The 9,716-nt window shown below is 74.5% G+C and carries 8 protein-coding genes; 5 read left to right on the forward strand and 3 right to left on the reverse strand.

What is annotated here, in order from left to right; all coding sequences use genetic code 11:
- Positions 1-78 precede the first annotated feature (78 nt).
- The 3 genes from ELR47_RS08875 to ELR47_RS08885 are packed head-to-tail and all read right to left on the reverse strand — an operon-like array spanning position 79 to position 4,633.
- Positions 79-2,412, reverse strand: coding sequence for a transglutaminase TgpA family protein (locus tag ELR47_RS08875; RefSeq protein ID WP_130649576.1), 2,334 nt, complete (start codon positions 2,410-2,412; stop codon positions 79-81).
- A complete protein-coding gene (locus ELR47_RS08880; RefSeq protein ID WP_130649577.1) occupies positions 2,409-3,671 on the reverse strand; it encodes a DUF58 domain-containing protein in 1,263 nt (420 codons plus the stop codon). Before ELR47_RS08880 ends, ELR47_RS08875 begins: the two co-directional genes overlap by 4 nt.
- Positions 3,672-3,676: 5 nt before the next feature.
- Positions 3,677-4,633 (reverse strand): AAA family ATPase, encoded by a 957-nt coding sequence (locus ELR47_RS08885; RefSeq protein WP_130651290.1) that lies wholly within the window; start codon positions 4,631-4,633, stop codon positions 3,677-3,679.
- 231 nt (positions 4,634-4,864) lie between these two features.
- On the opposite strand from ELR47_RS08885, the gene ELR47_RS08890 reads away from it, so the two are divergent.
- From ELR47_RS08890 to ELR47_RS08910, 5 genes are all read left to right on the forward strand, one after another.
- Positions 4,865-5,479 carry a TetR/AcrR family transcriptional regulator gene (locus tag ELR47_RS08890; RefSeq protein WP_165403962.1) on the forward strand — a complete coding sequence of 205 codons (615 nt, stop codon included), beginning with the start codon at positions 4,865-4,867 and terminating at the stop codon, positions 5,477-5,479.
- A 310-nt stretch (positions 5,480-5,789) separates the two neighbouring features.
- The gene (mraZ, locus tag ELR47_RS08895; protein WP_130649579.1) at positions 5,790-6,212 is read left to right on the forward strand and encodes a division/cell wall cluster transcriptional repressor MraZ; all 423 of its coding nucleotides are present in this window, start codon (positions 5,790-5,792) and stop codon (positions 6,210-6,212) included.
- Between the two features lie 13 nt (positions 6,213-6,225).
- On the forward strand, positions 6,226-7,215 hold the full coding sequence (gene rsmH, locus ELR47_RS08900) for a 16S rRNA (cytosine(1402)-N(4))-methyltransferase RsmH (RefSeq protein WP_130651291.1): 990 nt from the start codon (positions 6,226-6,228) through the stop codon (positions 7,213-7,215).
- The gene (locus ELR47_RS08905; RefSeq protein WP_130649580.1) at positions 7,212-7,646 is read left to right on the forward strand and encodes a hypothetical protein; all 435 of its coding nucleotides are present in this window, start codon (positions 7,212-7,214) and stop codon (positions 7,644-7,646) included. The genes rsmH and ELR47_RS08905 overlap by 4 nt, the downstream gene beginning before the upstream one ends.
- On the forward strand, positions 7,647-9,560 hold the full coding sequence (locus tag ELR47_RS08910; protein WP_130649581.1) for a peptidoglycan D,D-transpeptidase FtsI family protein: 1,914 nt from the start codon (positions 7,647-7,649) through the stop codon (positions 9,558-9,560).
- Positions 9,561-9,716: the final 156 nt, after the last annotated feature.

Here is a 9,716-nt window from a genome sequence, read left to right on the forward strand (position 1 = left end):
CGCCGCCGCGCCAGCCGACGACGCGGTCCGTCCCCGACGGACCGCGTTCGTGCGTCCGCCACCACCGGCGCCGAGGCATCACGGCCCCAGGCGGTCCCGCACGCTGCCCACGAGCGTGCGCGTGCGCGCCAGGCCCTGGTCCATCGGCACGCGCACCGGTGCGAGGAGCCGGTCACGGGTGTCCACCGAGGCGCGGACGCGGTCCTCGAGGTCCGCCGCCAGGGTCTCGGCCGCCGCAGCGTCCGCTTCGTCGACGGCACCGCCGAACGCCGCCTGCTGTGCCAGTCGGGCGAAGCTGGCGCCGTGGGTGGGATCGACACGCCCCTCGGCGGCCCATCGCGCGAGCACCTGCGGTGTGGTCTCCGCCGGCCGCCGCCCGATCCCGAACGCGGCCCCGGTGGCCAGCAGCCGTCGCTGGGCGGTGATCACGCGAGCGGCGGGGTCCGTGCCCGCGCTACGGGTGCGCGTCCGTTGCGAGCGCAGCGTCAGCAGGGCGACGGCGCCGAGCCCCAACCCCACCAGCGCCAGCGGCCAGCGGGCGCGCTGGTCGCCCTGCGTGCCGGCCTCCGGCGCCTGCGCCTGCGGGGGCGCCGCGTCCTGCTCGGGCAGCGGTGGCTGCTGCGTGGGCAGCTGCGGGTTGGACGAGGGCCCGTCGTCGTCGGTGTCGGCCTCCTCGCGCTCACGCGCCGCCCGCTCGCGTTCGTTCTCCAGCGGGGAGAGGTCGTCCTCGCGCGGGACCATCTGCGTGCTGTCGTCGCGGGGCGTCGGCTCGAAGGTGATCCAGCCGTACCCGGGGAAGAGCACCTCGACCCAGGCGTGGGCGTCGCGGGTGGAGACGGTGTACTCGTCGACGTCGCGCCCGAGTGCGGGATCGGCGGGGGCGGACACCCGGCCGGGCAGGAAGCCCACCGCGACGCGCGCCGGGATGCCCGTCTCGCGCAGCATCACCGCCATGGCGGTCGCGAAGTACTCGCAGTAGCCGACCTTGTCCTCCAGGACGAAGCGCTCGAGGGCCTGGTCGCCCCGCAGCGGGGGCACGTCGAGGTCGTAGGCGAATCCGCCCTCATCACCGATGAACCAGCGCTGGAGGGCGAGGGCGCGGTCGACGGTGCTCGTGGCGTCGGCGGCCGCGTAGACCTGCTCGGCCTGCTCACGCAGCCCGGGGTACGAGCGTGGCAGCCGCGTGAAGCGTTCGCGGGTCGCGGCGTCGGGTTCCGCGTCCAGCAGCTGCTCGTAGGCCGGCGTCGGCCGGGAGGCCTGCACGCGGTAGTTGACGCCCTCGCGCACGCCCACGCGCGGCTGGCCCGACAACTCGCCGTCCACGGTGTCCCACGTGGCCAGGAAGCCACCCTCGGTGGACCACACCATCTCGTTGCGTTGCGGACCGAGCACCTGCACCGGCTGATAGGGCACCGGGACGTAGATGTTCTCGAGGGCGAGCACCTCGACGTCGACGAACAGCGGCTCGCTGGCGGCCGCCTCCTGTTCGGGGGGAAGCACGTCCGAGGCCGCGTGCAGCGAGGCCGGGTCCGGACGGTAGGACCCCTGATCGCTCGGCCCGAGCCGCCAGGTGTGGCCGTCGAAGCTGTCGAGCCCGGCCAGCCGCAGGTAGGTGCGGCGTTCGCTGGAGACGCGCAGCACGTCGCGCTCGGTCGGCAGCTGCAGGCGCTCGGCGACGTCCACGATCGGCTGGTAGCCACGGGGGTCGTTGCCGCGACCGACGTCCACCCAGGCCGGCTCGCCGTAGCCGGGAAGCACGCCCGGTGCGAGGACCGCGACGGTGACGGCCAGGGCGCCGACGGCGAGGCCACCGGCCGGGGCGCGCGGCAGCCGTCGCGCCGGCCCGGGCAGCGTGTCGGGAGCCGAGAACAGCAGCAACAGCCCCGCCGCGGCCAGGAACGGCACGGCCGTGATCCAGGCCCGGGCGTCGTCGGAGCGGATCGCCAGCGGTACGGCCCACAGCACGAGCACCGGAACCATCCCGAGACCGCTGCGTCGCCACCGCACGACGACGTCGTGGGCGACGTGGGCGACGGTCCAGAAGCCGGTGGTGACCAGCAACAACAGACCCGGAAGCACGGGTGCGGGCGACGGTGTCTCGCGCACCTCGGTGCGGGCGACGGCGAACAGCTCCCGGACCCGGTGCCACTGCTCCGTCCCCGGCAGCAGCGGGGCGTCGGGCAGGTGCAGGACGGACGTGAGCACCGCAAGGCCAGCCACCGAGGCGGCCAGCGCCGCCCACCACGGCAGCCGTAGGGCCCGCAGCACGGCCGCCAGCACCAGGGCGAGCACGCCGGCCGCCATCGCCGGGCCGCGCCAGGACGGTTCGGCGAAGACCCGGTCGTAGGCCGGAACGGTGGCCAGCAGCAGCACCAACGTGGCCAGGGCGAGCAGCGCGTCGCGTCGCCTCATGCGCCGGCTCCCAGGCGGGGGCGGCGGAGCAGTTCCTGCCAGCGGTCGTCGAACCGGTCGCCGGCGGCGACCACGGTCACCCGCCAGCCGGCCGCCCGCAACGCGGCCGCGCTCGCGGCGACGGCGCGGGCGACCTCGACGTCGGGGCGTCCGGCATGACTGGCGGCGTCGACGAGGACCGCGATGCGGGTCGAGAACCCGCGGCCCGCCCGCACCAGCAGTCGGAGCTCGGCCGGCTCGGGCACCGTGGACACCACGACGAGCGTGCCGTCCCCGGCCGTGCCACGCGCGACCTGTTGCAGCAGGGCCGTGAGGTCGACCTCGTCGGGTTCCGCGTCGGCGAGGCGTTCCAGCCACTGCTGCCACGGCAGCACGAGCGGACCGGCCAGCAGCGGCCGGTCGACGAGAGCGACCTGTCGTCCACGTGCGGACACGTGGTAGGTGATGCTCGCGGCGGCCGAGACCGCCGTCTCGAAGCTCGACGAGGGGCCCTGTCCCCGGTGACGGGCGCGCCGGACGTCGAGGAGCAGCACCACCCGCGGATCCTGGGGCGACTCGGCCTGGCGCACCATCAGCTTGCCGCGGTGGGCGGTGCTGGCCCAGTGCACCGTCCGCAGGTCGTCGCCGCGCACGTACTCCCGCACGTTGGCGAGGTCCTCCCCGCTGGGTTGGGGGCGCGGGCGGCCCTCGCCTCCCGAGCTGGTGGCCCCGCCGATGGGCACACCGTCCGGCAGCCGCCACACCGGCGGGTAGACCGTCAGCGTCGCCGGATCCCCGATCACCCGACGTCGGGCGACCACACCGAACGGGTCGCGCAGGGAGACGGTGAGCGGGCCGACGTCGAAGCGTCCGCGCTGCAGCCCACGCACCGGATAACGCACGGTGGTCCGCGCGCCACCGCGCAACGGCCCGACGACCGTGGTCGTCTGCGAGCTGAGCGTCGCCGGTACCCGGTCGCGCAGCGCCAGCGTGGCGGTCGGCAGCCGGCTGGTGTTGGTCACGGTCAGCTCCACCTCGCCGGTCGCGTCGTGGAACAGCCGCCCCGGGCGCACGAGGCGCTCGACGCGCAGGCGGGTGGAGCCCAGCAGGAGGAACGACAGGGCGAGCACCAGCAGGGCGAACACGCCGACGGCGGCCATCTGCAGCTCCGGGATCCCGAAGGTGCGCGCGGCCACCCACAGCACGATCCCGGCGCCGGACAGGCCGAGACCCCGCTCGGTCAACGGGCCGAGGGTGGTGCGCACCGATCGCGGCGGCACGCCCGTCACTCCGTGGGCGCCGGGACGCCGTCGACGACGTCCAGCACGACGTGCAGCGGATCGTGGCCGGCGAGCTGCGCCTCCGGGCGCAGGATCAGCCGGTGCGGCAGGACGTGTGGCGCCAGCTCCTTGGCGTCGTCGGGCACGACGTAGTCTCGGCCCGCCACGGCCGCGGCTGCGCGGCAGGCACGCAGCAGGGCCAGCGAGGCGCGCGGCGAGGCCCCGAGCTCGACCTCCGGGTGGGCGCGCGTGGCCCGGCACAACGCCACGAGGTACCGGGCGACGGCGTCGTCGACGTGGACGTCGCGGATCGCGAGGATGGCGTCGGCGACCGCGGCCGCGTCGGCGACCGGGCGCAACTCGCGCACCCGGTCGACGCCGCCGTGGGTCCGTAGGATCTCGAGCTCGTCGTCCTGGTGCGGGTAGCCGATCGAGATCCGCATCAGGAACCGGTCGCGCTGCGCCTCGGGCAGCGGATAGGTGCCCTCGAGCTCGATCGGGTTCTGCGTGGCGATCACCATGAACGGTCGCGCCAGCTCGTGGGTGGTGCCGTCGATCGTGACCGTGCGCTCCTCCATCGACTCGAGCAGCGCGGACTGCGTCTTGGGTCCGGCACGGTTGATCTCGTCACCCAGCACCAGGTTGGCGAAGATCGGTCCCGGGCGGAACTCGAAGTCCCCGGTGTCGGGCGAGTAGACGGTCACGCCCGTGACGTCCGAGGGCAGCAGGTCCGGGGTGAACTGCACGCGTGCGACCGAGCAGTCGATCGAACGGGCCAGGGCCTTGGCCAGCATGGTCTTGCCGACGCCGGGCACGTCCTCGACCAGCAGGTGGCCCTCGGCGAGCAGGGTCACGAGGGCGAGACGCACCTCGCGCGGCTTGCCCCGGACCACGCCCGTGACGTTGCGCTCGATCGCCTCCAGCGTCGTGCCGACCGACGAGAGATCGGGTCGACGCCGCATGGTGCCGTCCGTCGTGCTCACAGCCGCCTCCCCGTCCCGCTCGTGCCTGCCCGTGCCCGCGACCGGCGGTCACGGCGGGACGGCGACGTGCCGCGACACGGACGCGTCCCGGCCCGGCGAGGACGGTGGTCGATGGTACCGACGCGGGCCGTCGCCTCGCGGCCGGGTGGCGTGGCCCACTACGGTGAGCGCTCCGCCCACCGCTCTTTGTCGAGCCCGAGGAGGACGGACGTGTCTGCTGACCCGGGCGTGCCCGCGCGCACGACGCGGGGCGAGCGCACCGCCGCCCGGCTGCGCGCGGCTGCGCGCGCCGTGTTCGCGGACCGCGGCTACGCCGCCGCCCGCGTGGAGGACGTCGTCGCCGAGGCCGGGGTGAGCCACGGCACGTTCTACACCTACTTCGAGAACAAGGCCGGTGCCCTCGACGCCCTCATCGACGAGACGGCCGGCCAGCTGCAGGCGGTGGTCGACGAGCCCTGGGAGGGCACGGACGTCCTGACCACGATCGCGGCCGTCATCGACCGCTTCGTCGACGTGTTCTCGCAACACGGCGACGTCGTCCGCACCTGGCTGGAGGCCAGTGCGCACGACCAGCACTTCCGCGACCGCCTCCGCGAGGTGCGCACCGGGTACGTCGAACGGGTGGCGCAGAACCTCGGTCCGGCGCTCGACAGCACGCCCCACGACCCGCAGGTGGCCGCGGCGGCGCTCGTGGCGATGGTCGAGGGGTACGCGACGCAGGGCATGACCAGCGACGACGAGGAGCAGCGCGCCTCGGTCGTGCGCACGCTGGCGTCGATCTGGTTCGGTGGACTGCTGCGGCTCATGGACCCGTCCACCTCGTAGGCACCGTCGGCAGCCGCGGTGGTGACCGGGCGGGCAGCGTCCGGACCGCCCCGGCCACCACTTCCCACCACCGCGCCCACGCCCGCCGTACCGGGGACGGACCGCCGGCGGTGACGCGCCGGTCCGGTCGGTCGCGCCCGCGTCCGCGCCGCAACGGCGGAGCTTGCCGCTTTTGGCGAGAACACGGAATTAGCCTGCGCTTTCGGGGGGAGGATCGTTGCCGATGTGGGAGGGGGTGTCGTAGAGTGGTGCGAAGTGGAGGGCGTTCCCGTCAGGGGGAGCACCCGGTACCCGACAGAGCAGGTCGCGGTTGTTCCTCGGAGAGCACCAGCACACGCTGGACGCCAAGGGGCGCGTGATCCTGCCTGCACGCTTCCGCGAGCGGCTGTCCGGTGGCCTGGTGTTCGCCCCCTCCCAGGACCGCTGCATCGACGTCTACCCCGCCACCGCGTTCGAACGCCGGGTCGAGGAACTCCGGGCGGTACCGCGCGAGGACCAGCGCGCGCGGGCCTACCTGCGCGTGTTCCTCGCCGGCGCCCATCAGGAGACCCCCGACGCCCAGGGGCGCGTGACCATCCCGCCGCGGCTGCGTGCCTACGCGGGGCTCGACAAGGACCTCACCGTCAACGGTGCGGACGAGAAGGTCGAGATCTGGGACCGCAGCACCTGGGAGCAGTACCGCGACGCCGCCGAGGAGGCCTTCGCCAACCTCGACGCCCCGTTCACCGTCTGACATGGCGAGCACCATGACCCTGCCCGAGCAGCACGGCGCCCCCGGTTCCTCCGGGCCGCCGCACGTCCCGGTCCTGCTGGACCGGGTCGTCGCGCTGTTCGCCGACGCACCCGAGGGGGTGTACCTGGACGGCACGCTCGGGGCGGCGGGACACGCGGCGGCCGTGCTCGAGGCCCGGGCGCGGCGCCACGGCCGTGCGTCCCTGGTCGGCCTCGACCGCGACCCGCACGCGCTGGCGCTGGCCGAGACCCGCCTGGCGCGCGTCGGTGACGCGGTGGAGACCACCCTGGTGCGCACCCGGTTCGACGCGCTCGGCGAGGTCCTCGACGGGCTCGGGATCGAGCGGGTCGCCGGGATCTTCCTCGACCTGGGCATCTCGTCGATGCACGTCGACGAGGCCGCCCGGGGGTTCAGCTACCGCCAGGACGGTCCGCTCGACATGCGCATGGACCCGGACCTGCCGCGCTCGGCGGCCGATCTGGTCAACCAGCTCGAGCCACGGGAGCTGGCCCGCATCCTGCGCCGGTTCGGGGACGAACGGTTCGCGGACCGCATCGCACGGGCCGTCGTGGCCGCACGACCGCTGACACGCACGACCGAGCTGGCCGAGGTCGTGCGCAACGCCATCCCGGCGGCTGCCCGCCGGACCGGTGGGCACCCGGCAACCCGCACCTTCCAGGCCCTGCGCATCGCCGTGAACGGCGAGCTCGAGGCCCTCGAGCAGGTCCTGCCGGCCGCCCTCGAGCGGCTCGCCACGGGCGGTGTCCTGGCGGTCCTGAGCTACCACTCCCTGGAGGACCGGCCGGTCAAGCGGGCGTTCGCCGCCGCGGCGACCGGCTGTGTCTGTCCGCCGAACCTGCCGGTGTGCGCCTGCGGCCGCACGCCACTGGTCGAGCACGTCATCCGCAAGCCCGAGCGGCCCGACGCCGACGAGGTCGCCGTCAACCCCCGTGCCACCGCGGCCCGCCTGCGTGCGGTCCGCCGCCTGGAGTCCCACCCGTGAGCGCCGTTCCCGTCCCGAAGAAGACGACCGCACCCCAGGACGCCTCCCGCCACCTCGAGGTGGTCGGCGCGTCGCGTCGGCGTCACACGTTGGCCTACGCGCTGGTCGTCATCGTCGTGCTCGGTGCCGCCGTGTTCGGCACCGTGACGCTCAACGCCCTCGCGGCCGCCGGTGCCGTCGAGGCCCGCGCGCTCGACGCCCGGGTGGCGGAGGCCGAGCGCTCCTACGCGCAGTTGGTCGCCGACGTGGCGGCCCTGGAGGACCCCGCGCGCATCCGCGAGGCGGCCCTCGAGCTCGGCCTGGTCCCGGGTGGTGCCGGCCGGCACGTGCAGTTGCAGCGCAACCTGCCGGCCGACGGTGCCGTCAACGAGCTGTACACGGGTGAGCGTGCTGCCGACCCGCTCAAGCCCGTCCTCTCCCTGGAGCGCTAGATGACCGAGCAGCCGCGTCGGCTCCGCGCCCTGGCCGCCTCCCGCGTCCAGCGGTCCGCGCGGGAGACCGGGACCCGCCGGATCCGCTGGATGCTGCTCATCTACGGGTTGCTGTTCGCGTTGACCTTCGGTCAACTGATCAACGTCCAGGTCGTGCAGGGCCCCGACTACGCCGATCGTGGCGTTCGTCAGCGGGCGCGGATCGTCGACCTGGCGGCGACGCGCGGGCGCATCTACGACCGTGAGGGGGACGTGCTCGCGACCAGCGTGCAGTCGGCCTCGGTGTACGTCGACCCGCGCGCCTACCGGCCGGGGGAGACCCCCGACGGACAGGTCGTCCCGGCGGCCGGGGACAGCCGCGAGGTCGCCGAGGCGCTCGCGCCGCTGCTCGACCTGCGGGCCGACGACGTGCGCGACCGCCTCGAGCGCGACGCCCACTTCGTCTACCTCGGCCGTCAGCTGGACTGGGAGGTCGGCGAGCGCATCCGCGAGCTGGAGCTGCCGGGCGTCGGCGTGCTCGCCGAGCCGCAGCGGGTCTACCCGGCCGGACCGCTGGCCGGGCAGATCGTCGGGTTCACCGGCATCGACGGCGAGGGACTGCAGGGGCTCGAGGAGCAGTACGACCAGGTCCTCAGGGGCCGATCGGGGGTACTGACCTTCGATCAGGCACCGGGCGGGCTCGGGATCACCTCGGGCACCCGCGAGCTCCAGCCGTCCGAGCCGGGGACCGATCTGGTCCTGACCCTCGACCGGGACGTGCAGTACGCCGCGGAGCAGGCGGCGGCCAACGCCGTGGAGGAGCACGACGCCGCCGCCGCCAGCGTGGTCGTGCTCGACGTCGACACCTTCGAGGTGCTCGGCATGGCCTCGAGCCCCGGCTTCGACCCCAACGACCGCGGCAACAGCGACCCCGAGACGTGGCGCAACCGCGCCGTCACCGACGTGTTCGAGCCTGGATCGGTGCAGAAGGCGCTGACCGTCGCGGCGGCGCTCGAGGAAGGGCTGGTGTCGGCGACGTCCGCGAGGCCCACGAGCCGCAGCGTGCAGGCCGGAGGCCGGACCTTCCGCGACCCGCACCCGTTTCCCGGGGCGCAGTGGACGCTCGGTGACATGGTCGAGCGCTCCAGCAACGTCGGCACCATCGAACTCGCCCAGCAGCTGGGCCCGGAGCGGCTGTACGACTACCTGCGGGAGTTCGGGTACGCGCAGCCGACCGGCGTGGGATTCCCGGGGGAGTCCAGCGGGCTGCTCATGCCGACCGAGAACTGGTGGGGGACCTCGCTGCCCACCATCTCCATCGGCCAGGGCGTGGCCGTGACGCTGATGCAGTTGGCCACCTCCTACGCCACGTTGGCCAACGACGGCGTGGCCAGGACCCCGCGCATCGTGCGCGGCACGGTCGGCGAGGACGGTCGTCTGACGCCGACGGCGTCGGGCGGCGAGCGACGCGTGGTCTCTCCCGACACCGCCGGGCAGGTCCGTTCGCTGCTCGAGCGCGCCGTGAGCGGCGAGCACGGCACGGGCGGACGGGCGGCCGTCGAGGGCTACAGCGTGGCCGGCAAGACCGGCACCGCCCGCAAGCCCAGCGTCGACGCGCGCGGCTACTCCGGCGAGTACGTCGCGACCTTCGTCGGGTTCGCACCGGTCGAGGACCCCGAGGTCGTGGTGGCCGTGATGGTCGACGAACCCGGACCGGTGTTCTACGGCGGCCTGGTCGCGGCTCCGGTCTTCAGCGAGGTCATGGCGGCCACGCTCGCCGCCCGGAGGGTCGCGCCCGACGGGGGGTCCCCGAGTCTGGACGTGGTGATGGACGAGGCCCGGCTCGTGGCCGCGGAGACGGCCGCGCTCGAGTCCGAGGCGCTGCCCGCCGACGACCCGGGTTCACCGCCGGTCGGCGACCCGGTGGGTGACTAGCACCGGGGGTCGCCGTGTCCACGCAGGCCCGGCTCGTCCGAGCGACCGTCCGGGGTGCGCTGGAGCGCACCCCCGCGGCGTTAGGCTCGGGCGGCACCGTGCCGTCCCGTCCGCCCGCCGCGAGGATCGCGCACGGCGGGCGGCCCCGAGCCACCA

It is taken from the genome of Egicoccus halophilus (genome assembly GCF_004300825.1).
GTDB classification, from domain to species: domain Bacteria; phylum Actinomycetota; class Nitriliruptoria; order Nitriliruptorales; family Nitriliruptoraceae; genus Egicoccus; species Egicoccus halophilus.

Coding starts and splice junctions, on each gene's coding strand:
- ELR47_RS08875 (WP_130649576.1), bottom strand. CDS start 2,412: ATGAGGCGACGCGACGCGCTGCTCGCCCTGGCCACGTTGGTGCTGCTG.
- ELR47_RS08885 (WP_130651290.1), bottom strand. CDS start 4,633: ATGCGGCGTCGACCCGATCTCTCGTCGGTCGGCACGACGCTGGAGGCG.
- rsmH (WP_130651291.1), top strand. CDS start 6,226: ATGACCCTGCCCGAGCAGCACGGCGCCCCCGGTTCCTCCGGGCCGCCG.
- ELR47_RS08910 (WP_130649581.1), top strand. CDS start 7,647: ATGACCGAGCAGCCGCGTCGGCTCCGCGCCCTGGCCGCCTCCCGCGTC.